The 22,028-nt window shown below is 66.2% G+C and carries 20 protein-coding genes; 9 read left to right on the top strand and 11 right to left on the bottom strand.

The window, feature by feature from the left end; genetic code table 11:
* From BMX85_RS02745 to BMX85_RS02730, 4 genes are all read left to right on the top strand, one after another.
* Entirely contained in the window at nt 1-1,530 is a 1,530-nt protein-coding gene (locus tag BMX85_RS02745) for an efflux transporter outer membrane subunit (protein WP_090314141.1), read from the top strand.
* Nucleotides 1,531-1,601: 71 nt separating this feature from the next.
* Entirely contained in the window at nt 1,602-2,750 is a 1,149-nt protein-coding gene (locus tag BMX85_RS02740) for an efflux RND transporter periplasmic adaptor subunit (RefSeq protein ID WP_090314140.1), read from the top strand.
* A 13-nt stretch (nt 2,751-2,763) separates the two neighbouring features.
* Nucleotides 2,764-5,841, top strand: coding sequence for an efflux RND transporter permease subunit (locus BMX85_RS02735; RefSeq protein WP_090314139.1), 3,078 nt, complete (start codon nt 2,764-2,766; stop codon nt 5,839-5,841).
* A gap of 32 nt (nt 5,842-5,873) precedes the next feature.
* Complete coding sequence (locus BMX85_RS02730; protein ID WP_090314138.1) at nt 5,874-6,920, top strand: GGDEF domain-containing protein; 1,047 nt, start codon at nt 5,874-5,876, stop codon at nt 6,918-6,920.
* Between the two features lie 35 nt (nt 6,921-6,955).
* Here the strand turns inward: BMX85_RS02730 and BMX85_RS02725 are convergent, their stop codons facing one another.
* The 8 genes from BMX85_RS02725 to BMX85_RS02690 form a co-directional block, all read right to left on the bottom strand.
* Nucleotides 6,956-8,452: a serine hydrolase domain-containing protein gene (locus BMX85_RS02725; protein WP_177196631.1), complete on the bottom strand. Its 1,497-nt coding sequence runs from the start codon at nt 8,450-8,452 to the stop codon at nt 6,956-6,958.
* 197 nt (nt 8,453-8,649) lie between these two features.
* Nucleotides 8,650-9,165 carry a redoxin domain-containing protein gene (locus BMX85_RS02720; protein ID WP_090314137.1) on the bottom strand — a complete coding sequence of 172 codons (516 nt, stop codon included), beginning with the start codon at nt 9,163-9,165 and terminating at the stop codon, nt 8,650-8,652.
* 9 nt (nt 9,166-9,174) lie between these two features.
* Nucleotides 9,175-9,717, bottom strand: a complete 543-nt coding sequence (locus BMX85_RS02715) for a carboxymuconolactone decarboxylase family protein (RefSeq protein ID WP_090314136.1) — start codon at nt 9,715-9,717, stop codon at nt 9,175-9,177.
* 83 nt (nt 9,718-9,800) lie between these two features.
* A complete protein-coding gene (locus tag BMX85_RS02710; RefSeq protein ID WP_090315178.1) occupies nt 9,801-10,454 on the bottom strand; it encodes a MarR family winged helix-turn-helix transcriptional regulator in 654 nt (217 codons plus the stop codon).
* Between the two features lie 134 nt (nt 10,455-10,588).
* Nucleotides 10,589-12,745 carry a TonB-dependent receptor gene (locus BMX85_RS02705; protein WP_090315176.1) on the bottom strand — a complete coding sequence of 719 codons (2,157 nt, stop codon included), beginning with the start codon at nt 12,743-12,745 and terminating at the stop codon, nt 10,589-10,591.
* A 128-nt stretch (nt 12,746-12,873) separates the two neighbouring features.
* Nucleotides 12,874-13,203 carry a hypothetical protein gene (locus BMX85_RS02700; protein WP_143067884.1) on the bottom strand — a complete coding sequence of 110 codons (330 nt, stop codon included), beginning with the start codon at nt 13,201-13,203 and terminating at the stop codon, nt 12,874-12,876.
* A 77-nt stretch (nt 13,204-13,280) separates the two neighbouring features.
* Complete coding sequence (locus BMX85_RS02695) at nt 13,281-13,982, bottom strand: response regulator transcription factor (protein WP_090314134.1); 702 nt, start codon at nt 13,980-13,982, stop codon at nt 13,281-13,283.
* Between the two features lie 26 nt (nt 13,983-14,008).
* The gene (locus BMX85_RS02690; protein WP_090314133.1) at nt 14,009-14,416 is read right to left on the bottom strand and encodes a hypothetical protein; all 408 of its coding nucleotides are present in this window, start codon (nt 14,414-14,416) and stop codon (nt 14,009-14,011) included.
* A gap of 232 nt (nt 14,417-14,648) precedes the next feature.
* Here BMX85_RS02690 and BMX85_RS02685 point away from each other — a divergent pair, with 232 nt between their 5' ends.
* Genes BMX85_RS02685 through BMX85_RS02670 form a run of 4 tightly spaced genes read left to right on the top strand, consistent with a single transcriptional unit; the run spans nt 14,649 to nt 17,932 of the window.
* The gene (locus BMX85_RS02685) at nt 14,649-14,924 is read left to right on the top strand and encodes a DUF1427 family protein (protein ID WP_090314132.1); all 276 of its coding nucleotides are present in this window, start codon (nt 14,649-14,651) and stop codon (nt 14,922-14,924) included.
* Entirely contained in the window at nt 14,924-16,864 is a 1,941-nt protein-coding gene (locus BMX85_RS02680) for an amidohydrolase (RefSeq protein WP_090314131.1), read from the top strand. The genes BMX85_RS02685 and BMX85_RS02680 overlap by 1 nt, the downstream gene beginning before the upstream one ends.
* A 2-nt stretch (nt 16,865-16,866) precedes the next feature.
* Entirely contained in the window at nt 16,867-17,289 is a 423-nt protein-coding gene (locus BMX85_RS02675) for a DoxX family protein (protein WP_090314130.1), read from the top strand.
* Nucleotides 17,276-17,932 (top strand): YoaK family protein, encoded by a 657-nt coding sequence (locus BMX85_RS02670; protein WP_090314129.1) that lies wholly within the window; start codon nt 17,276-17,278, stop codon nt 17,930-17,932. The genes BMX85_RS02675 and BMX85_RS02670 overlap by 14 nt, the downstream gene beginning before the upstream one ends.
* 18 nt (nt 17,933-17,950) lie before the next feature.
* Here the strand turns inward: BMX85_RS02670 and BMX85_RS02665 are convergent, their stop codons facing one another.
* Nucleotides 17,951-18,598, bottom strand: coding sequence for a response regulator transcription factor (locus BMX85_RS02665; protein WP_090314128.1), 648 nt, complete (start codon nt 18,596-18,598; stop codon nt 17,951-17,953).
* 197 nt (nt 18,599-18,795) lie between these two features.
* On the opposite strand from BMX85_RS02665, the gene BMX85_RS02660 reads away from it, so the two are divergent.
* The gene (locus BMX85_RS02660) at nt 18,796-19,767 is read left to right on the top strand and encodes a LysR family transcriptional regulator (protein WP_090314127.1); all 972 of its coding nucleotides are present in this window, start codon (nt 18,796-18,798) and stop codon (nt 19,765-19,767) included.
* 14 nt (nt 19,768-19,781) lie between these two features.
* Here BMX85_RS02660 and BMX85_RS02655 read toward each other — a convergent pair whose 3' ends face one another.
* Both BMX85_RS02655 and BMX85_RS02650 read right to left on the bottom strand, forming a co-directional pair.
* Nucleotides 19,782-20,717 (bottom strand): tetratricopeptide repeat protein, encoded by a 936-nt coding sequence (locus BMX85_RS02655; RefSeq protein WP_090314126.1) that lies wholly within the window; start codon nt 20,715-20,717, stop codon nt 19,782-19,784.
* Nucleotides 20,718-20,766: 49 nt separating this feature from the next.
* The gene (locus BMX85_RS02650) at nt 20,767-22,026 is read right to left on the bottom strand and encodes a D-amino acid dehydrogenase (protein WP_090314125.1); all 1,260 of its coding nucleotides are present in this window, start codon (nt 22,024-22,026) and stop codon (nt 20,767-20,769) included.
* Nucleotides 22,027-22,028: the final 2 nt, after the last annotated feature.

The raw sequence follows: 22,028 nt of genomic DNA, 5'->3' as shown, positions 1-22,028 counted from the left end.
ATGGCAAAAAAACAATTTAGTGGTCGGGTCTTGGCGTTGGCGGCGCTGGCGGCCGGCGTGAGCGCGTGCGCGCTCGGGCCCGAATTCCAGACGCCGGCGCCGCCGGCCGCCGCCACGGACCGCTACACGCCGACCCCGCTCGCGGCGCGCACCGCCTCCGCGCCGGCGACCGCCACCGGCGGCGCGGCCCAGCAGTTTGCCATCGGCCAGGACATCCCGGCCCAGTGGTGGACGGTGTTCCGCTCACCGGCGCTGGACCGCTTGATCCGCAGTGCGCTGGCGCAGAACCCCAGCATGGCGGCGGCCGAGGCGACCTTGCGCCAGGCGCAGGAAAACTATGCCGCGCAGGCGGGCGATCTTTACTGGCCCGCGGTCACCGGCCAGCTCGGCCTGTCCCGCCAGAAGGCCAACGCCGCCGGCACCGCCGGCCCGCCCGGCGTTTTCAATCTGTACAACGCCTCGGTCGACGTGTCGTATACGCCGGACGTCTTCGGCGCCACGCGCCGCACGCTGGAGGCGGCGCGGGCGACGGTCGATTACCAGCGCTTCCAGGTCGAGGCCACCTACCTGGCCCTGAGCGCCAACGTGGTGACGACGGCGATCCGGGAGGCCTCGCTGCGCGCGCAGCTCCAGGCCACGCGCGAGGTGCTCGATGCGTTGACTAAACAGCTGGGCGTGATCGAGAAGCAGTTCGAGTACGGCGCCATCCCGCGCACCACGATCCTGAGCCAGCGCAACCAGGTGGCGCAGGTCGCGGCCACCTTGCCGCCGCTGGAAAAAGCGCTGGCGCAAAGCCGCCACCAGTTGTCGGTCCTGGCGGGCCGGCTGCCCAGCGAGGCCGGCATGCCGGAATTCGCGCTCGATTCCCTGACCCTGCCGGAGACGCTGCCCGTGTCCCTGCCGTCGGCGCTGGTGCGCCAGCGGCCCGACCTCCGCGCCAGCGAGGAACTGCTGCACCAGGCCAGCGCGCTGGTCGGCGTGGCGACGGCGGCGCAGTATCCGCAGTTCACCCTGAGCGGCAGCTACGGCGCCTCCAGCCCCGCCTTCGGCAATCTGTTCGAGGCCCATAGCGCGGTCTGGAGCCTGGCGGCCGGACTGGCGGCGCCGATCTTCAACGGCGGCGCCTTGAGCGCGCAGCGCCGCGCCGCCGAGGCGGCGTACGACGCGGCGGCCGCGCAGTACCGGGCGACGTTGCTGACGGCGTTCCAGAACGTCGCCGACAGCCTGCGCGCGCTGGATTCGGACGCGCAGACGCTCAAGGCGCAGGCCGAGGCGGAGGCGCTGGCGGCGGAATCGCTGGCGCTGGCCACCGAACAATACAAACTGGGCGCGATCAGCTATCTGGCGCTGCTCGACGCGCAGCGCAGCTACCAGCAGGCGCACATCAACTTGGTGCAGGCGCAGGCGGCGCGCTACGCCGATACGGCGGCGCTGTTCCAGGCGCTGGGCGGCGGCTGGTGGCAACGCGCCGACGGCGTGCCGGCCGCCACGCCGGTGTCGGCGGCGCCGTCGATCGGCAAAAGCCCTTAGCGGCCATCCTCTTTAACACTTGCGCGCTAGCGTACTTCGCAGGACATATCAAAGACGCGGGAGGCTGATTCATGACCAAGCGTATGCTCATCATGGTAGGGTGTGTCATCCTACTGATCGCCGTACTGGCATTTGGAAAATACCTTCAGATTCAAAAACTCATCGCCAGCTCGCCCAAGCCGGGCGCGCAGGTGGTCACCGCGATCAAGGTGGCGGCGGTGGAATGGCAGCCGCAGCTCACCGCCGTCGGCACGCTGGTGCCGGTGCGCGGCGTCGACGTGACGACCGAAATCGCCGGCCTGGTACGCAAGGTCAATTTCAAATCCGGCGACGAGGTCAAGGCCGGCCAGGTGCTGTTCGAGATGAACGCCGAATCCGATATCGCCCAGCTGCGCTCCCTGCAGGCGGCGGCGGACCTGGCGGCGACGGTGCTCAAACGCGACAAGCTGCAGCTGGCGGCGCAGGCGATCAGCCAAGCGCAGGTGGACAACGACGAGGCGGACCTGAAGAGCCGCAAGGCGCTGGTGGCGCAGCAGCAGGCGCTGGTCGACAAGAAAACCATCCGCGCGCCGTTCGCCGGCAAGCTGGGGATCACCGCCGTCAATCCGGGCCAGTACCTCAATCCCGGCGACGTGCTGGTGACCTTGCAGACCATCGATACCGTCTACGCGGATTTCTTCGTGCCGCAAAAGCAGATCGCCGGGCTGTCGATCGGGCAGAAGCTCAATCTGACCAGCGACGGCTGGCCCGGCGTCGCGTTCCCGGCCAGGGTGACGGCCATCAGCCCGAAAGTCGATGCCGCCACGCGCAACGTGCAGGTGCAGGCGACGGTGGCCAATCCCAAGCGCCAGCTGTTGCCGGGCATGTTCGCCAATGTCAGCCTGGATCAGGGCGAGCGGAAAAAATACCTGACATTGCCGCAGACCGCCATCACCTACAACCCGTATGGTTCGACCGTGTTCGTGCTGGCGCCGGCCAAGGCGGAGCAGGGCAAGCCGCCGCCCAAGGATGATAAAGGCAACCCGCAACTGGTGGCGCGGGAGGTATTCGTCACCACCGGGCCCACGCGCGGCGACCAGGTGGCCGTCCTCACCGGCATCAAGGAAGGGCAGACCATCGTCACCAGCGGCCAGCTGAAACTGAAGAACGGCACGCCGGCCGCGATCAACAACGCGGTGCAGCCGGCCAACAGCCCGAATCCGGCGCCGCAGGAACAGTGAGGACGGACGCGCCATGAACTTTACCGACATCTTCATCAAACGTCCGGTGCTGGCCAGCGTAATCAGCCTGCTGATCGTGGTACTGGGCCTGCGCTCGCTGTTCAGCCTTCCGATCAACCAGTATCCGAAAACACAAAACGCGGTGGTCACGATATCGACCACCTACTATGGCGCCGACGCCGCCACCGTGGCCGGCTTCATCACGCAGCCGCTGGAATCGGCGATCGCGCAGGCGCAGGGCATCGATTACCTGTCCTCGTCGAGTAACAGCGGGGTGTCGACCATCACCGCCACCTTGCTGCTCAATTACGTCTCCAACCGCGCGCTGACCGAGATCACCACCCAGGTCAACTCGGTGCGCAACCAGTTGCCGCAACAGGCGCAGCAACCGGTGCTGACGGTGCAGATGGGCCAGACCACCGACGCCATGTACATGGGCTTCTACAGCGACACGCTGCCGACCAATAACGTCACCGACTTCCTGGCGCGGGTGGTCAAGCCCAAGCTCGATTCGATCCAGGGCGTGCAGACGGCCGAGCTGCTGGGCGCGCGCCAGTTCGCGCTGCGCGCCTGGCTCGACGCCGGCAAGATGGCGGCCCACGGCGTGACGGCGGCGGAGGTCAGCGCCGCGCTGGCGTCGAACAATTACCTGGCGGGCCTGGGCTCGACCAAGGGCCAGATGGTCAGCGTGCCGCTGACCGCCGGCACCGACCTGCACACGGTGGAGGAGTTCAAGGCGCTGGCCGTCAAGCAAAGCGGCGGCGCCATCGTGCGGCTGGAGGACATCGCCAACGTCACGCTGGGGTCGGAGAACTACGACTTCAACGTCGCCTTCAGCGGCGTGCGCTCGGTCTTCATCGGCATCAAGGTGGCGCCGGAGGCCAATATCCTCGACGTGGCGAACCGGGTGCGCGACGCTTTCCCGGCGATCAGGGAGCAGCTGCCGACGGGGCTGACCGGGGAGATCGTCTACGATTCGACGGAGTTCATCAACACCTCGATCCACGAAGTGGTCTTGACCTTGGTGGAGGCGCTGGTGATCGTGACGGTGGTGATCTACCTGTTCCTGGGCAGCGCGCGCGCTGTGATCGTGCCGGTGATCGCGATGCCGCTGTCGCTGATCGGCACCTTCTTCATGATGCTGATGCTGGGCTATTCGATCAATCTACTGACCCTGCTGGCGATCGTGCTGGCGATCGGCCTGGTGGTCGACGACGCCATCATCGTCGTGGAAAACGTCGACCGGCATATGAAGGCCGGCATGAAGCCGTTCGACGCCGCCATCATGGCCGCGCGCGAGTTGGGCAGCCCGATCCTGGCGATGACGGTGGTGCTGATCGCGGTCTACGTGCCGATCGGCTTCCAGGGCGGCCTGACCGGCGCGCTGTTCACCGAGTTCGCGTTCACGCTGGCTGGCGCGGTCGCGGTGTCCGGCATCGTCGCGCTGACCCTGTCGCCGATGATGTGCGCCTACTTCTTCGATCCCGAACAGGACCAGGGCAAGTTCGTCAAGGCCATCGACCGTGTGTTCGGAAAGGTCCACGACGGCTATCTGCGGCTGCTGCATAGTTTGCTCAATACCTGGCCGGTGCTGATCGTGCTGGGCGTGATACTGAGCGCGTTGCTGGGCGTGATGTTCACGATGTCGCAGTCGGAGCTGGCGCCGGAGGAGGACCAGGGCATCGTGCTGTCGCAGGTGGTCGGCGCCCCAACCGCCACTTCGGAGCAGATGCAGGCCTACGCCAAACAGATTTTCGACATCGCCAAGGCGCTGCCCGAATACGACCAGATGTTCCAGATCACCGGAGTGCCGACCACCAACGCCGGCATCGGCGGTGTGCTGTTCAAACCGTGGGACCAGCGTACCCGGTCGGCGGCCGAGATCCAGCAGGAGCTGCAGCAGAAATGGGCCAACGTGGCCGGCGGGCGCGTGGCGGCGTTCCAGTTCCCGGCGCTGCCGGGCAGCTCCGGCCTGCCGGTGCAATTCGTCATCACCACCACCGAGCCGTTCGAAAACCTGAACAACGTGGCGCAGGCGGTGCTGGCCAAGGCCACCAAGGACGGCAAATTCTATTTCGCCGACGTCGACCTGAAGATCGATTCGCCGCAGGCCAGGGTGGAGGTGGACCGCGACAAGCTCAGTACCCTGGGGTTGACGCAGCAGGACTTCGGCAACGCCATGGCGGCGGCGCTGGGCGGCGGCTACGTCAACTACTTCTCGATCTCCGGCCGCTCGTACAAGGTGATTCCGCAGGTGCGCCAGGTCGACCGGCTCAATCCTTCCGATGTGCTGAACTTTTATATCAAGACCCCGGGCGGCGGCATGATCCCGGCCAGCACCGTGGCCGGCATCAAGTACAGCGTGCAGCCGGAATCGGTCACCCGCTTCCAGCAGCTCAATTCGGCCACGATTTCCGGCGTCAGCGGGGCCTCGCAGGGTGAGATCCTCGAGTACCTGCGCAACACGGTGCGGGAGGTGGCGCCGTCGGGTTATTCGATCGACTATTCCGGTTCGTCGCGCCAGTTCATGACCGAATCGGGCGGCTTCGTCGTGACCATGGCCTTCGCCGTGATCATCGTGTTCCTGGCGCTTGCCGCGCAGTTCGAGAGCTTCCGCGATCCGATCGTGATCCTGTTCTCGGTGCCGATGGCGCTGTTCGGGGCGATGACCTTCATCTTCCTCGGTTTCGCGTCGATCAATATTTATACGCAGGTCGGGCTGGTGACATTGATGGGACTCATCTCCAAGCATGGTATCCTGATCGTCGAAGTGGCGAACCACTTGCGGGCGGCCGGAAAGGGCAAGCGCGAAGCGATCGAGGAAGCCTCCGCCACCCGTCTGCGGCCTATTTTGATGACCACGGCCGCCATGGTGTTTGGCGTGGTGCCGCTGGTGATCGCCTCCGGCGCCGGCGCCGCCGGACGGCACGCGATGGGACTGGTGATTTTCACCGGGCTGTCGATCGGAACGCTGTTTACGCTGTTCGTGGTGCCCGCCGTGTACATGCTGCTGGCGGGGGAACACAAGGCCGGGGCGCCTGCGGGAGAAAGGCCCGCGCCGCCAACAAAGGCGCACGCGCCGGTGTCATAAAAATAGAAATTCAAGAGACGACTGCTACCTTTATGCCTGAATTAGAGAAGATGTTTGGCGGCCGGCTGGCCTGGCTGTCGGCGCGCCGCAAACGCAGCAAGGAAGAAGTCATCCTGTTGTTGATGTGCTCATTGAGCATACCCAGCATCCTGCCGTTCGGTATCTACCGGCTGCTGCAGGGCAGCTGGATCTCCGCCGCCGTCGACCTGGCGCTGGTGGCGGCCATGCTGGCGGTGATCGTCGATGTCTGGCGCACCGGCCGATACAAGGCCGCCAGCCTGGGCGTGACGCTGTTTTATTCGGCCGGCATGCTGGCCACCATCCACCTGCGCGGCCTGTCGCTGGTGTACTGGGTCTATCCGACCATGATCGCCGCGTACTTCATGCTGCGTCCCGCCGTGGCGCTGGCGATCAACAGCGTGTCGATGCTGGTGCTGGTGGCGCTGCTGACGCGCGAGCTGGAGTTGCTCAACTTATTCACTGTGGTGGTGACGATTTCGCTGGTTAACCTGTTCGCTTATATCTTCTCGTACCGCACCGGCTTGCAGAACCAGGAGCTGCATACGGAGGTCGAGCGCGACTTCCTCACCGGCGTGGGCAACCGCCGCGCGCTGGACGGCAAGCTGGAAGCCTATGCCGCCGAGCGCAGGCCGCATCCGGGATCGTGCCTGCTGCTTCTCGACCTCGACCACTTCAAGCAGGTCAACGACCGGCACGGGCACGCGGCCGGCGACAAGGTGCTGGTACGGCTGTGCGAATTGATGCGCAATCACACCCGCTCGTCCGACCAGATCTTCCGCTACGGTGGCGAGGAATTCGCCATCATCGCCACCGGCGCCGGCCTGGGCGCGGCGAGCCGTCTGGCCGAGGGTTTGCGCGCCGCGGTGGCCGAGGAACCGCTGATGGACGGGCATCCGATCACCGTGTCGATCGGCGTGGCCGGCATGGACAAATCCGCCACGCCGGAAGAGTGGCTGATGCGCGCCGATAAAATGCTGTACGCCGCCAAGCAGGGCGGGCGCAATACCGTTCGGGTGGACAACCCGGCAGCGCCGCCGGCAAATGCGGAACGGGTTTAACGTCGCGGAGTCGGCATGCGGGACGGTGATGATTTCTACTTCACCGCGTCCGGTTCCAGCGCCTCGATGATCGCGGCCAGCAGGGCCTGCGGCTGATAGCCCAGCCGTTCCGGCGTCAGGCCGAGCCGCACCAGCACCAATCCCCTGGAAGGGACGATGGCGATGGACTGGCCATCGTGGCCCAGCATCCAGAAGGTATCCGCCGGCAGCTTGAAGGGCAGGTCCGGATTTTGGCCCGGCGGCGTCGCGCCTTGCGGTCCGTGGCGCCAGACCTGGCCCTGGCCGTATTGGCCGCCCGACGCCGGCGCCGGCTGGCGCATCGCTTCCACGAAGCCCGCCGGCAGCATCCGTTTGCCCTGCCAGACACCGTCCTGCAGCAGGAACTGGCCAAAGCGCGCCCAGTCGTGGGTGCTGGCGTACATATAGCTTGCGCCAACCAGGTTGCCGCGCGCGTCGGCTTCGATCAAGGCGCTGCTCATGCCCAGTGGTGCGAACAGCCGGTCGTGCGGCAGCGACAGCACCGCCACCGATGCCGGTCCGTTTTTGGCGGGGAGGGCGCCGGCGATGGCCACCCTTTCGCCGGCATTTGCGCCGTCACCCGCACCGGCGTTCGTGCCCGCCGCCGCGCGCTGCCAGATGCGCGACAGCAGCAGCGCGGTGCCGCTCGAATCGTTCCACGCCGTCCCCGCCGGCTGCACCAGCGGCTGGGCCGCCGCGTAGGCCGCCATGTCCGGCTCCAGATACAGCATGCGCGTGAGGTCGGAAACGCCGCCATAGGTCTCGTCGAACCGCAGGCCGCTGCTCATCGCCATCAGGTGGGACAGCGCGATCCGCGAGCGGCCGTCGGCGCCCGCCGCCCAGAAGCCGCTTTGTTGCGGCGACAGTTTACCTTCGGCGATGTGCATGCCCACCAGCGCGGCGTTGACGGTCTTGGTCAGCGACCAGCCCAGCTGCGGGGTGCGCAGGGCGAAACCGTCGCCGTAGCGCTGCGCCACCAGCCGGCCGCGATGGATCACGGCGATGCCACGCATGCCGGGGCCGGACAGCGCGTCCTGGTTCACCAGCGCCTGCACCCCCGGTACGGTTTCCGCCATCGACCCGGTCGGCCACGGCACGCTGGGCGACGGCGACCAGATCTTGATCGGTACAAAATTATGGAGCGAAGCGCGCGCCACGTCGCCGTCGGGAACCACGGCGCAGCCGGTGCCGGGACGATAGACCGCGACGCCGCCGCCGATCACGCCGAACAGGTCGGCGCGCACCACCTTGCGTTGCTGGTCGATTCGTACTTCCAGGTGTTCGAGTATCGGATGGCCGGGCGCCTGGACGTCGTGCGCCAGCACGCCGGCGCTATCGCGGCCGGCGACGAAGACGTTGGAGCAGACTGTTTTGGCGGCGTACGCGGCGCCGATGCGCAGCAGCTCCGGTGGATTGGCGATCGCCGCCCACGCGGCGGCGGCAAGGATAATCAGGAGGGCGCCGATGGCAAGCATCAATCGGAACAACAGCCGGGGGAATGCGCGGGACGCCATCTACACCCTTGCCGTCAAGGTCCGGCGGGTGTTGCGGCGATCGCAACGATCAAAATTAGGGCAGGGCATGTCATCTTCCGCGTGAGGCTTCGCTTTGATTATGCCTACATCGATTGCTTAATACAACGGGCACGCGCGCCAGCCGTGCATTAAAGGATAGGCAACCGGGGCGCCCCGGTTGCGCAGTCGCTTAAGACCTACCCGATGCTACACGCGGTATCGTCGCATTGGACGGCCGAAGGCGCGGCTGCCACCTCGCCCAACAGCCTGCCGATCTGCGCGCCGACGGCCATGTCGTCGACGCGGCCGAAGTGGCTGTGGCGCAGCCGTCCCTGGCGATCGATCAGCAGCAGTGTCGGCGTGCCGCGCAGCCCATACCGCTCCATCGTCAGCGGGATCGCTCCATCGGACGACGGCTGGTCTATCGCCACCGGAAACTGGATGCGGTACTCGTGGACGAACGCCTCCAGCGCCTTGCGTGTCATGACGTCGTGGTGCTCGAACACCGAGTGCAGTCCGATCACCGCGACTTCCTGGTCGCTGAAGGCCGCGCGGATCGCCTTGGCCTGCGGTATGCCGTGCGACACGCAGCCGGGGCACAGCATCTGAAAGGCGTAGATGGCGACCACCTTGCCTCGCAGCTGCTGCAGCGACAAGGCGCCGCGCGTGTTGAGCCAGGCCGCGACCTGGAGTTCGGGAGCGATGGTGTGCATGGCCGCTCCTTACTTTGCGCGCAGTTTGACCGACGGGAAGTCGACCGGCACCTGCAACGCCACGTTGACGTAGTTGGTGAACAGGTTGAGCGCCACATGGGCCATGATTTCGACGATGGCTTCGTCGTCGAAGCCGGCCTGGCGGAGCGCCGCGACATCCTCGTCGCCGATCTGCGCGCGGTTGTTGACGATCGCCGTGGCGAAGCGCAGCGCGGCGGCGGTTTTCGGATCGGCCGACTGGCCGGCCTGCGCCGCCGTCATCTCCTCGGCGCTGGCGCCGGCTTTGCGTCCCAACGCGGTGTGCGCGGCCAGGCAATAGTCGCACTCGTTGCGGTCGGCGATGGCGACGGCGATCTGCTCGCCCAGCTTGGCGCCGATCACGCCGCCGCCGAGGGCGCCGAAGGAGCCCCACATGCTTTTCAGCGCGGCGGTCGAATTGGCGACGGCCTTGAACATGTTGGGGGTGGCGCCGAAGGCGCCCTGGATTTGTGTCAGCAGTTGTTGGCGTTCGCCGGTGGTGTCGGCGGGGGAGACGAGTGCGATGCGGGTCATGATATTTCCTTTCAGTGGTTGAACTACGGGTTGGTACGACGGTTAATGAAAATAGGAGTCCTAACTAATATGGTCAAAAAAAATCAGGCGAACACCTTCCAGTTGCGCTGCCTGGTGGCCGGATCGGCCGGCAGCTGTTCCGGGCAGTCGAGCCGCAGCAGCGCGACCGACAGCGGCACATTGAGCATCGCGCAGTGATGCGGCGCGGATTTGCCCGGGTGGCGGTTTGGTTCGAAAAACTGGCACGACAGGCAGGCGCGCATCTCGGGAAACCGGTCGGTCTTCTGCAACTGCGCGATCAATTTAAACAAGCCGCTCAATAATTCGGTCTGCCGCGCCACCGGCAGGGCGGCGGCGGCGTCCTCCGCGAATCCGAGCGCGCCGCCGATGCGGGCCGCCATCGCCGCGCCTTCCTCCGTCAGGAACAATGCGGTGGCGCGGCCGTCGTCCTCGGCGCGGGCCTTGTACAGCAAACCCTTGGACACCAGCGCCGATACCGAATCGCTGGCGCTGGCGGCGCTGATCGACAGCTGCGCCGCCAGCCAGGACAGGCGCACGCCCTGGGAACGGCTTTGCAGCAGCTGCAGGATTTCGGCCTGCGCCGGGTTCAGGTTTTCGGCCGTCGCAAACTCCCACATCCCGGAGCGCATCACGCTGGCGATGCGTCCGATGGCGGTGACGATACGGGCGGAGATCTCCGGCGTATCCTTCCACGGGTTGTCTGATTTGGTGTCCATGCCCTGCATTATACACAGTGATTCGAGATTAGCAAGGACTCCTAATCATTATTTTGGATCGTGCGGCGGCAACCGCGCGGCGGCGAAAAAATCGAGGCCGGCGCCGGCGTTGCTTCCGGCGTCGGCGCTCATGTTCAGAAGCTGGTCGACAGGCCCGCGTACAGCGTGCGGCGCGCACCGTACTGCGGCGCGCCGACGCCGACGCCGGAGCCGTCGCGCAGCAGGTAGGACCGGTCGAACAGGTTGATCACCGCCAGCCGCCCTTCGACATTGCCGACCGGGGTGTTTTTCCAGTCATGCGTGAGCGTCAGGTTGGCCGTGACGTAGCCCGGTAGCGCGCCCGAATTCGGCGCGCCGCCGTCCGGCGTCATACGCAGGCCGCTGCCATACAGGACGTCGCCACTGACCTGCGAGTCGCCGAAGTGGTAGTGCGCCCCGCCCGAGACGGTGTAGGTCTGGTCGTGGTCGACGAAGATGTAGTGGTTGGCGATGTACGCCAGTTCGTCGGGCGCGAACAGCGACTGGCCGGAGGTGATGTTCTCCGCCTTGGCCTTTTGCGACGTCACGTTCAGGAAGGCGCCCCAATTCTTCTCGTTGTAGACGGCCGACAGTTCCAGCCCCTTGGCGTAGCCGCGATCGTAATTAAACGGCGACAGGATCAGCGCCTGGCCGAACTGGCCTTCGTCTAGCATGTTGTGGATCTTCTTGTAGTAGGCGTCCGCCGTCACCGTCAACCGCTCGTTGAATTTGTGGCTCAGGCCGGCGTCGAAATAGTTGGTGCGTTCGGCTTTGACGTTGTCCGACACCGGCACTTCCGGCGCGTTCGACGTGCCGGCGTACTTGTCGATGCTGGACTGCGCGGCCAATTCCTGCGGTGGCGGCGTGAAATAGCGCGAATAGCCGGCGTGCAGCGTCGTGTCGCTGGACAGCTGGTAGGCCAAATTCGCGCGCGGACTCCATTGGTGCTCGTTGATGAAGGCCGACACCTTGTCGTAGCGCAGACCGTAGTTCAGGGTCAGCGGAGCGGCGATATGCCATTCATCCTGCAGGTAGATGCTCGACAGCTTGCCGACCTGGCGGCTGTTGTCGACGATGGTGCGTGGATCGGTGCCGGCCTGGGTGCCGTCGGCGTTCATGTCGAACACGGAGACGCTGTTGTCGCTGTGCGTGTTCTGGCGCGAGTAGGCCAGGCCGGTGCGCACCGTATGGGAGTCGTTCAGTTTATAGCTGGCGTCGAACTGCACGCCGCTGGAGGAGTTCGAACGCAGGGTATCCGATCCGACGCCGTTGTACACCAGATCGCCCACCGGGTCCGGCGTGTAATGCAGCTCGGAGTATTGATGGAAGGCCGAGACCTGGTAATTCAGGTCGCCCAGGCTCTTTTGCAGCGACAGCACCAGGAAGCGATTGACCTCGCGTTGGCGCTCGTCGAGCTGCGACGACGGCAAGGTGCTGGTGCCGGCGGCGGCATCGCTTTGGCCGGTGAGCGAAAACGCCGGCGCCTGGTCCGGATTGTTCGGGATCTGGAAGCGGCCGTTATAGGTGCCGAACATCAGGCCCAAACGGGTTTGGTCGTCGAGGAACCACGACAGGCTGCCGAACGATTTGGCCTGTTTGGTTTCGTTGTGGATGGCGTCGCGCGTCGGCAGCGGGTTTTCGATGCCCATCTTATTGGTCAGATAGCTGCCGGAAAGGTAGTAGTTGAAGGCGCCCTGGTTGCCGAAGAATTCCGCGCTCGGCGCGACGTAGTCATGGCTTCCCACCAGTACGCCGATGCGGCCGCCCGATTTGCCCGTGCCTTCCTTGGTCTGGATGTCGACGATGCCGGCGGTGCGCAGGCCGAATTGCGCCGGCAGCGCGCCGGTGATGAAATCGGTCTGCTGCACGAAGCGGGTATCGATCGACTGGCCGAAGCCGGTGATACTCTCCGGCAGCTGCACGCCGTTGACGCGGTACTGCACGTTGGCGTGGTCGTCGCGCACGTGGATCGAGCCGGACGCCTTGGAGTCCTGGGCCACGCCCGGGAGGCGCAGCAGCACTTCGTTGAACGGCGTGTTGTCGCCCTGGCCCAGCTGGTCGATCATGTGGCGGTCGATCGAATAGACGGTGGTGCCGACGTTGGGCGACAGGTCGATGCGCGCGCTTTTCAGGTGGGCGACGATGTCGACCTGCTGCACCGGTGCGGCGGGAGCGCCATCGGCGGCGGGCGTGTCCTCGGCGTGGGCGTGGGAGGCGTAAAAGGCGGCGGCCAGCAGCAGTGGCAGGGTACGGAGTTGTGGAGTGCGGTGCATGTTCGATCCTTGAATGTTCAGGCGCGTGCGGCCGCCGGCCGCACGCCACATATCGAAACGTGTCGGGCAGGCGCGCGGCTGCGCAGATTCGCGCAATGGGGCGTTACGGTTGGTACGGTGACGTCAGGTCAGCAGAGAACAGCGAAGGGCGGGGCGTGCGAAGGAGGAATGAGGTAGCCGGCGCTGGCGATCCAGGCCTGGCGCGGCAGCGCGGTGACGGCGTAGGCGACCAGCGAGGCCGTCGGCACCACTTGCGCCGGCGGTGGCGGCGCGCCGAACGGCATGTCGGTGATTTCGCACGCCGCGCAATCGCTTTTGTGGTCGTCGGCGTAGGCGTGCGTATGCGACACGGCCCCGATCAGTTGCAGCGCCAGGAACACCAGCACGAACAACATCACCACGCGCTGGTAGCGCGTGTTGCGATGTTGTGTGGCCGGCGAGAGCGTCATTGCGTGCATGCCGCGATTTTACAGGGGTTATGCGCGAACAGACAACGCCTATTCGTGTCGCCAGCCGATAGGGAGGGAGGACGCGGTCAGTGCTGGCTATGGGCGCCGTCGCCGACCAGTCCCCGGCGCGTGGCCAGCACTACCGCGTGGGTGCGTGCCGTTGCGCCAAGCTTGTCGAAAAGGCCTTTGACGTGCGTCTTGACGGTGCCGACGCCGATCCCCAGTTCGCGCGCGATCGACTTGTTGCACTGGCCTTGTGCCAGCAACTGCAGCACGTCGGTTTCGCGGCTGGTCAGGCCGATGCGGGTAAAGCTGTCGGCCACGCAGCGGCTCAAGTCCGCGCTCAGGTAGCGCATGCCCCGGCTCAGCGAACGCACCGCCGACAGCAGCTGGTCGGCGGGGCTGTTTTGCAGCAGGTAGCCGTGCACGCCGGCCATCATCGCCGTGCGCACTTCCCACTCGCGGTCCAGCTGCGTGACGATCAATACCTTGGGCAGTTGTTCGATCTGGCCGTGCTGCGCTTCGGCGCGCCGGCGCATGTGTTCCAGCGCGCCTTTGTGGTCGGCGATGACGACGTCGGCGCCGCAGAGAAAGGCGTCGTCGGCGGCGAGGCCGCTGCGGACCGCGATGTCGGCGCCGGCGCCGAGCAGCGCGGCCAGGCCGGCGTTGACGATGGCGTCCGCGTGCGCCACCAGCACATTGATTTTTTCGCCCTGATGGAGGATGGCGGCGGTCCCATTGCTACCTCCCATGGCCGTCTGTGGCCAGGTTTTGCTATCGAGTCGCATGTCGTTACTCCCAAATGAACGTCTGACTAAAATCGGTTGTGGTCCGCGGCGCTGGCCGGCAGCACCAGTCGGCGGCGGCCGAACAGCCGCGCGTCCGCCGCGTAGGCGCCCGGCCCCAGCAGCACCAGCGCGGCGGCGGTGAAGGCGCCGACGATGCACGGCGAGGCCTGCGACCAGCCGGCGTGGCCAAGGCACGCCAACTGGCAGAGCGTGGCGACGGCGCCGGCCACCGGTGTCAGCATGCCGAGCACCAACAGCACCGTCAGCAGCACCGACAGCAAGGCCGCCAGGCCGGCCGGCAGCATGGTTAGCCACCATGGCGACACTGCGCTGAACAAGGTCTCGGACAGGAGTTGCAGGGCCACTGCCAGCCGCAGGAGCAGCAGGCCGACGCCGCCGCCGCCGCGCGGAAAGCTGGTACTGAATCCACGCATGTCTGTCGGCCCTCGCTGGTTTGCATTTCTGGTAGCCAGCTTAAGCGTTTTCGACGCGTTTGCCACGCCCCGATCCGGGGTGGAAGGCATACCTAGATCGGGGTATGTTCAAACCCCACCGCTTGTGACATTGTTCGGGCAACAGCACCGCCGCCGGTGGCGTCCACTGGCACAAAGGCAGGGGCGCGGCCCGCGGCTCAGGGAGTACAGTTTTAGCTTTAAGGAGCCAGCCATGAAAATTTACATCGTCTCGATCGCCACCGGCCTGCTGGTCGGGATCATCTATGGATTCCTGAACGTGCGCTCGCCGGCGCCGCCGGTCATCGCGCTGGTCGGCCTGCTGGGCATCCTGCTCGGCGAGCAGGTGCCGCCGTTGCTGCGCCAACTGTGGCAACCGCCGCATGCCCAGGCCAAGCAGGCATCGTGGATCGAAGACCACGTCAAGCCGCATTGCTTCGGCCAGTTGCCCGGCGCGCAGACTGAAGATCAAACCAAAAGGAAAGCATGATGACCCCCTCCACCTCCAACTCCAGCCACGCCAGCCCCGACCTGATTTTGCACCGGGGCCTGTTCACCACCCTGGACCGCTCCAATCCGCACGCGGAAGCGGTGGCCATCAAGGATGGCCGCTTCACCCACGTCGGCCGCGCCAACGAGATCATGTCGCTGGCCGGTCCGGCCACCAGGGTCATCGACCTGCAGGGCAAGCGCGTGCTGCCAGGGCTGATCGACAACCACTGCCACATCATCCGTGGCGGCCTGAATTTCAACCTGGAGCTGCGCTGGGACGGCGTGCGCAGCCTGGCCGACGCGATGGAGATGCTCAAGGCGCAGGTGGCGATCACGCCGGCGCCCCAGTGGGTGCGCGTGGTGGGCGGCTTCACCGAACACCAATTCGCCGAGAAGCGCCTGCCGACCATCGCCGAATTGAACGCGGTGGCGCCGGACACGCCGGTGTTCATCCTGCACCTGTACGACCGCGCCTTGCTCAACGGCGCCGCGCTGCGCGCAGTCGGCTACGACAAGAACACGCCGGCGCCGCACGGCGGCGAGATCCTGCGCGACGCCGCCGGCAATCCGACCGGCCTGCTGCTGGCCAAGCCCAACGCCGCCATCCTGTACCAAACGCTGGCCAAGGGGCCGAAGCTGCCGCTGGAATACCAGGTCAACTCGACCCGCCACTTCATGCGCGAACTCAATCGCCTCGGCGTGACCGGCGCCATCGACGCCGGCGGCGGCTTCCAGAATTATCCCGAGGACTATCAGGTGATCCAGCAGCTGTCGGACGCCAAGCAACTGACGATACGCCTGGCCTACAACCTGTTCACGCAAAAGCCGACGCAGGAAAAAGAGGACTTCCTCAACTGGACGCAAAGCGTGACCTACCAGCAGGGCGACGACTACTTCCGCCACAACGGCGCCGGCGAAATGCTGACCTTCTCGGCGGCCGATTTCGAGGACTTCCGCCAGCCGCGTCCCGACATGCCGGACAATATGGAAGACGACCTGGAAGGCGTGGTGCGGGTGCTGGCGCAGAACCGCTGGCCGTGGCGCATGCACGCCACCTACGACGAGACCATCAGCCGCGCGCTCGACGTGTTCGAGAAGGTCAACCAGGACATCCCGCTGGCGGGACTGAACTGGTTCTTCGACCACGCCGAAACCATTTCCGACCAGTCGATCGACCGCATCGCCGCGCTGGGCGGCGGCGTCGCCGTGCAGCACCGCATGGCCTACCAGGGCGAATACTTCGTCGAGCGTTACGGGCACGGCGCGGCCGAGGCCACGCCGCCGGTCAAGAAGATCCTCGAGGCCGGGGTGAAGGTCTCCGCCGGCACCGACGCCACCCGCGTCGCCTCGTACAACCCGTGGGTGTCGCTGGCCTGGATGATCACCGGTAAAACCGTGGGCGGCATGCAGCTGTACCCGCGCGCCAATTGCCTGGACCGCGAAACGGCGCTGCGCATGTGGACCGAAAACACCACCTGGTTCTCGAACGAGGAGGGCAAGAAGGGCCGCATCGAGGCCGGCCAGCTGGCCGACCTGATCGTGCCGGACAAGGATTTCTACGCCTGCGCCGAAAGCGAGATCGCCGATATGAGTTCGCGCCTGACCATCGTCGGCGGCAAGATCGTCTACGCGGCCGGGGAGTTCGCCGGCCACGACGAGGCGCCGCCGCCGGCCATGCCCGACTGGTCGCCGGTGCGCCGCTTCGGCGGCTACGCCGGCTGGGGCGAGCAGATCGGCAACAACCGCGCCGCCCTCAAGGAACTGGAACAGCGCAAGCGCCAGCAGGCGCAGTTGCGCGAGCAGCAGGCCGCCTGCGGCTGCGCCAAGCAGTGCAATGTGCACGGCCACCAGCACGCCACGGCGTGGACCAGCAAGCTGCCGATCGCCGACCTGAAAAGCTTCTGGGGCGCGCTGGGCTGCGCCTGCTGGGCGGTGTGACGATGGGTTTCCCACACGACTTCCCGGCGTTTTTGCGCGCCCCGTGGGTGCGCTGGTGCGGTCTGCTGCTGCTGTGCTCCGCGTATCTGCAGGGGGGCATCGTCAAGCTCACCGACTTCGGCGGCGCCGTCGCCGAGATGCAGCACTTCGGCGTGTCGCCGCCGGCGCCGATGGCCGCCGTGGTGATCGGCGGCGAAATCGGCGCCTCGCTGATGATACTGGCCGGCTTCTACCGCTGGCTGGGCGCCGGCTACCTGGCGGTGTTCACCTTGATGGCCACCTTCATGGCCAACCGCTTTTGGGAGGTGACCGGGCCGGCGCGCTTCATGGCCGAAAACGGCTTTTTCGAACACCTGGGCTTGACCGGCGCTTTCGTGCTGGTGGCCTGGTACGATATTCAGAAAGGTAAGGATGGAACGCGGTGATATCAAACAGGGCGTCACGCTCGGCTTCTTGGCCGGCTACGTCGACACGCTGGGCTTTATCGGCCTGTTCGGATTGTTCACGGCGCATGTCACCGGCAACTTCGTGCTGATCGGGCGCTCGGTGGTGCAGGCGGCGCCGGAGATCTTCCTCAAGCTGCTGGTGTTCCCGGTGTTTATGCTGTTCGTGGCGATCGCGCGCCTGCTGATCCTGCGCTGGCAGCGCTCCGGCGGCAAGCAGTTGCGCAACAGCTTCCTGACGCAGCTGCTGCTGATGGTGGCGACGGTGGCCTGCGCGTGGCTGGCGGCGCCCATCGTCTCGGCCGACGCGCCGCTGAGCATGGCGACCGGCATGCTGTGCGCCGGCGCGATGGCGGTGCAGAACGCCTACGGCAAGCTGCTGCTGGGTAAATCGGCCGCCACCACCGTCATGACCGGCAACGTCACGCAACTGGTGATCGATCTGGTCGATTCGGCGCGGGGCGACCCGGAGGCGATGGGCCGCTGCAAGAAACTGGCCTGGCCGGTGCTGGCGTTCGCGCTCGGCTGCATGGGCGGCGCGCTGGCGTTTGTCGCGGTCGGCTTCAACGGTTTGCTGTTGCCGTGCGCGCTGTTGCTGTGGCTGGCCATGGCCGCCGTCGACTGAACTTGATTGGCAGTACGACTAAATCGTCGAAATACTGATAATGCCGCGCTTGAGGGCGATCGTCACCGCATGGGTGCGGTCGTTCGCGGCCAGTTTGGCCAGCACGTTTTTCATGTGCGCCTTGACGGTTTCCTCGGAAATCGACAGGTGCTCGGCAATGCGGCGGTTCGAATTGCCGCCGGCGGCGTGATTGAGCACCTCCATCTCGCGCGCGCTGAGCGGCCCCTGGCCCATGTGCTGGGCCAGTTCCATGGCGATTTCCGGCGGAATGCGGCGCTGACCCATGTGCACGCCGCGCACGGTATCGAGCAATTCGCGCCGCAGCGTGCTTTTCAGCAGGAAGCCGCTGGCGCCGCCTTGCACGGCGCGCAGGATCTGGGCGTCCCCTTTGTAGGTGGTCAGCATGATGATGCGCGCGCCGCCGTGTTCGCGGCGGATATGTTGCAACGCCGTCACGCCGCACATTTCGGGCATCGCGATGTCCATGATGGTCACGTCCGGACGCAGCGCCTCGTAGCGCTCGAGGGCCTCGCGGCCGTTGTTGGCCTCGCCGACCAGGCGCATATCGTCCTGGCTGGCGATGGCTTCGCCGAGGCCGGCGCGCAGCAGCGGGTGGTCGTCGACGACCAGCACGGTGATGGGGCGGGGTGCGTTGCTCAGTTCCATGTTGTAAGGGATGCGATCTTCCGATTAGCAGGAGTTAACCCAGGAATTTATACCAGTTTGGGCGACTGCGCCGAAGGCTTGCGATTGTGGTGTGCAATGCAACACAAAGTATGCACTTTAGCAAAAAATGGCACAATAGCACTTCCGGCAAATGTCTTTTGCACTTTCCGCAAATGGTTCGTCAAGGGGAGAATGGGATGATCGATGCCTTGCAATGCCTGATCGCGGTGGTCGAGCACCGCAGCCTGTCGCGCGCGGCGGTGCAGCTGGAGATGGCGGTGTCGTCGGTGTCGCGCAAGCTCGACGCGCTCGAGGCGCAACTGGGCGCCCGCCTGCTGGTGCGCAGCTCGCGCCACGTGGTGCTGACCGACGCCGGCGAGCGCTTTCTGCCGCGCGCCCGCAATATCCTGGCCGAGCTTGCAGAAGGGCAGGCGGCGGTGCAGGAAACCGAGAGCGAGCCGCGCGGGCTGTTGACGATCACCGCGCCGGCCGGCTTCGGCCGGCTGCATGTGGCGCCGGCGATCGCGACGTTCCTGCGCCGCTATCCCCGGCTGCAAGTCGATTTGCACGTCAGCGACAGCGTCGTCGACCTGGCCGCGCGCCGGGTCGACGTGGCGGTGCGGGCGGGCGTGCTGCCCGATGGGGATTTGGTGGCGACCCGGCTGGTGCCGCAGAACCGCGTGGTCAGCGCCAGCCCGGCATATCTGGCGCGGCATGGCTGGCCGGCCTCGCCGGAGGATTTGCTGAACCACCAGTGCCTGTCGATGGTGGGCAAGTCGCCGCGCGCGTGGTGGCGTTTCGAGGGCGTCAATCAAAACCAGCCGCTGGACGTGAAAAGCGCGCTGCGCTGCGACGATACCGATACCTTGATGCACGCGGCGATCGCCGGGGCGGGGCTGGTACATCTGGCCAACTGGATGGTCAGCGGGGCGATCGTGGCCGGCAAGCTGGTGCCGGTGTTTCCGATGGCGCCACTGCAAAGGGATGTTTCAGCGGCGCGGCACGACCCGGCCGCCTCGGCGATCCACGCCGTGCACATGCCCGGACGCTCCAACCAGGCCAAGTCGCACCTGTTGATCGATCATTTGCGGGAGTATTTCGGCGATCCGCCGTATTGGGATGTGGCCATGGAGGCCGCCGGGGCGGGCGAGCGCCGCGCCCCGGCTTGACTACATGATGTTACTTAATTCCATTCGTCGCTGCCGCCGCCGGCATCGCCGCCGCCGGCGGAATCATCCCAGCCGCCGCTGACGCCAAAGTCGTTGCCGCCCATGTCGTTGCTCTGCGCCGGGTCGTCGTAGACGATGTCGTTGCGTCCCTGGTCGTTGGCGGCGTTGCCGCCATTTTCATGGCCGCCGGTGAACTGGCGGGCGATCGCCTCGCCGGCCACCAGGCCCGCGCCCAGCGCCGCGCCGGTCGCCAGGCCGCCCATGATGCGGCCACCCATGCCGCTACCCTGCGGTTGCTGGCCGTAGCCGGGACCATAACCCTGCTGCGGATAACCGCCGCCAGGAGGATAGCCCGGTGGCGCGCCGCCCGGATTGAAGCCCGGGTTGCCGTGATTGAAACCGGCCGCGCCCGCGCCACCCTGCTGCGCGCGGCGCGACATGAAGCGCGAAGCGATAAAGATGAAGCCGACCAGCAGGCCGCCCATCAGCAGCACCGTGCCCCACGGGATGCCGCCGCCGCCCGAGCCGGTGCTGGCGCCGTTGGCATAGCCGCCGCTGTTATAGCCGGCCTTCTCGGCCGCTGGTTTGTGCTGCGTGAAATTTTCCTTCGGCTTGGCGTCGCCGGCGGCGATCACCGCGCGCAGCTTGCCGACGGCCGTGGCGTCGACCTTCGGCAAGCCCGGCGACAGGCGTTCGGCCGTGTCCAGCGACTTTTGCGCGGCCGCGTACTTGCCTTGCTTGGCCAGCAGCTCGGCCTCGACGAAGTGGGCCTTGGCGCTGTTCGGATGCTCCTTGAGCACCTGGTCCATCAGCGCCTGCGCTTCGGTGAATTTTCCGGCTTCGGCGGCGACGTAGACATCGTGCACGGTGGGAGCCGCCGCGAACACCGGCGCCGCCAGCGCCATCGCGCCGGCCAGCAGAGTGATGCTTGCTAAGGATTTTGCCTTCATGGTCGATCTCCAGTGGAAACTACGGAACTACTTTCATAATGATGGCAGTTTAGGCCATTTTCAAGGGAACGGCGGTGCGCTGCGCCACAGAGCGCAGATTGGCTTCGACGGTGGTGGCGATCAGGTCGGCGGTGGCGGCCGACAAGGTCCAGCCCAGGTGGCCGTGGCCGGTATTGTAGAAAACGCAAGGCAGCCTGCCCGGGCCGACGCGCGGCATCAGGTTGGGCATCATCGGCCGCAACCCGGCCCACGGCGTGATATTGCGGGTGGAAACGCCGGGGAAGCGCTGCCGCACCCAGTCGACCAGCGGGGCGATGCGGTCGGCGCGGATGTCGCGGTTAAAGCCGTTGAACTCGGCGGTGCCGGCGACGCGGAAGCGGTCCCCGCCCAGCCGGCTGGCGACCAGCTTGGCGGCGTCGTCCTCCAGGCTGACCGTGGGCGCGGCGGCGCGGCTGGCGTCGTCGTCCAGGTGGACGGTGATCGAATAACCCTTGACCGGGTAGACGTTGACCCGGTCGCCCAGCATGGCGGCCAGTTCGCGGCTGGCGGTGCCGGCGCAGACCACCACGCCGTCGTAGACGCCGATGTCGGGCACGCCGTCGCGCAGCACCGTGACGCAGGCGCCGCGCGCGTCCGCGCTCAGGCCGACCACCTGCTGGCCGAAGCACATGCGCACGCCGAGCCGCTGCGCCGCCAGCGCCAGACCGGTGGTGAATTTGTGGATATCGCCGGAGCTGTCGCTGTCGGTGTAGTGGCCGGCGTAGTAGTCGCCGGCCAGCGTGGGTTCGATCGCGCGCATCTCGTCAAGCGTGACGGTGCGCCGGCGCACGCCGCCCTGCGCCAGCAGCAGCGAGACGTCCTCGCCGTGTTCGAAGTCGGCGCGGTCGCGGTAGATGTGCAGGATGCCGGCGCGTTTGAGGTCGAATTCGATGCGTTCCTCTTCGGCCCAGCTGAATAGATGTTCGCGCGCCGCCACCGCCAGCTTGGCGATGGCGATGGTGTTTTCGCGGTAGTCCGGCATGGCGGCGATGAACTCCGCCAGCCAGGACAGCTTGTGCCAGCTCGGTTTGGGGTTGAGCAGCAGCGGCGCGTCCTTGCGCAGCATCCACTTCAACCCTTTGGCGACGGTGGCGCTATGGTTCCACACCTCGGCGTTGGAGGCCGACAACTGGCCGCCGTTGGCGAACGAGGTCTCCATCGCCGGATAGCGGTGGCGCTCGAGCAGGGTCACGCGCAGGCCGCGCCTGGCCAGCGCGTACGCGGTGGTGACCCCGGTGATGCCGCCGCCGATGACTGCGATGGTCTTCATGG

Origin of the sequence: Duganella sp. CF517 (assembly GCF_900110275.1) — a bacterium.
Lineage (GTDB): Bacteria > Pseudomonadota > Gammaproteobacteria > Burkholderiales > Burkholderiaceae_D > Rugamonas.
This window is presented reverse-complemented; position numbering and strand designations above follow the sequence as displayed.

Coding starts and splice junctions, on each gene's coding strand:
- BMX85_RS02730 (WP_090314138.1), top strand. CDS start 5,874: ATGCCTGAATTAGAGAAGATGTTTGGCGGCCGGCTGGCCTGGCTGTCG.
- BMX85_RS02670 (WP_090314129.1), top strand. CDS start 17,276: ATGGAACGCGGTGATATCAAACAGGGCGTCACGCTCGGCTTCTTGGCC.
- BMX85_RS02735 (WP_090314139.1), top strand. CDS start 2,764: ATGAACTTTACCGACATCTTCATCAAACGTCCGGTGCTGGCCAGCGTA.
- BMX85_RS02705 (WP_090315176.1), bottom strand. CDS start 12,745: ATGCACCGCACTCCACAACTCCGTACCCTGCCACTGCTGCTGGCCGCC.
- BMX85_RS02725 (WP_177196631.1), bottom strand. CDS start 8,452: ATGGCGTCCCGCGCATTCCCCCGGCTGTTGTTCCGATTGATGCTTGCC.
- BMX85_RS02745 (WP_090314141.1), top strand. CDS start 1: ATGGCAAAAAAACAATTTAGTGGTCGGGTCTTGGCGTTGGCGGCGCTG.
- BMX85_RS02665 (WP_090314128.1), bottom strand. CDS start 18,598: ATGGAACTGAGCAACGCACCCCGCCCCATCACCGTGCTGGTCGTCGAC.
- BMX85_RS02695 (WP_090314134.1), bottom strand. CDS start 13,982: ATGCGACTCGATAGCAAAACCTGGCCACAGACGGCCATGGGAGGTAGC.
- BMX85_RS02660 (WP_090314127.1), top strand. CDS start 18,796: ATGATCGATGCCTTGCAATGCCTGATCGCGGTGGTCGAGCACCGCAGC.
- BMX85_RS02650 (WP_090314125.1), bottom strand. CDS start 22,026: ATGAAGACCATCGCAGTCATCGGCGGCGGCATCACCGGGGTCACCACC.
- BMX85_RS02680 (WP_090314131.1), top strand. CDS start 14,924: ATGACCCCCTCCACCTCCAACTCCAGCCACGCCAGCCCCGACCTGATT.
- BMX85_RS02720 (WP_090314137.1), bottom strand. CDS start 9,165: ATGCACACCATCGCTCCCGAACTCCAGGTCGCGGCCTGGCTCAACACG.
- BMX85_RS02690 (WP_090314133.1), bottom strand. CDS start 14,416: ATGCGTGGATTCAGTACCAGCTTTCCGCGCGGCGGCGGCGGCGTCGGC.
- BMX85_RS02700 (WP_143067884.1), bottom strand. CDS start 13,203: ATGCACGCAATGACGCTCTCGCCGGCCACACAACATCGCAACACGCGC.
- BMX85_RS02675 (WP_090314130.1), top strand. CDS start 16,867: ATGGGTTTCCCACACGACTTCCCGGCGTTTTTGCGCGCCCCGTGGGTG.
- BMX85_RS02685 (WP_090314132.1), top strand. CDS start 14,649: ATGAAAATTTACATCGTCTCGATCGCCACCGGCCTGCTGGTCGGGATC.
- BMX85_RS02655 (WP_090314126.1), bottom strand. CDS start 20,717: ATGAAGGCAAAATCCTTAGCAAGCATCACTCTGCTGGCCGGCGCGATG.
- BMX85_RS02715 (WP_090314136.1), bottom strand. CDS start 9,717: ATGACCCGCATCGCACTCGTCTCCCCCGCCGACACCACCGGCGAACGC.
- BMX85_RS02710 (WP_090315178.1), bottom strand. CDS start 10,454: ATGGACACCAAATCAGACAACCCGTGGAAGGATACGCCGGAGATCTCC.
- BMX85_RS02740 (WP_090314140.1), top strand. CDS start 1,602: ATGACCAAGCGTATGCTCATCATGGTAGGGTGTGTCATCCTACTGATC.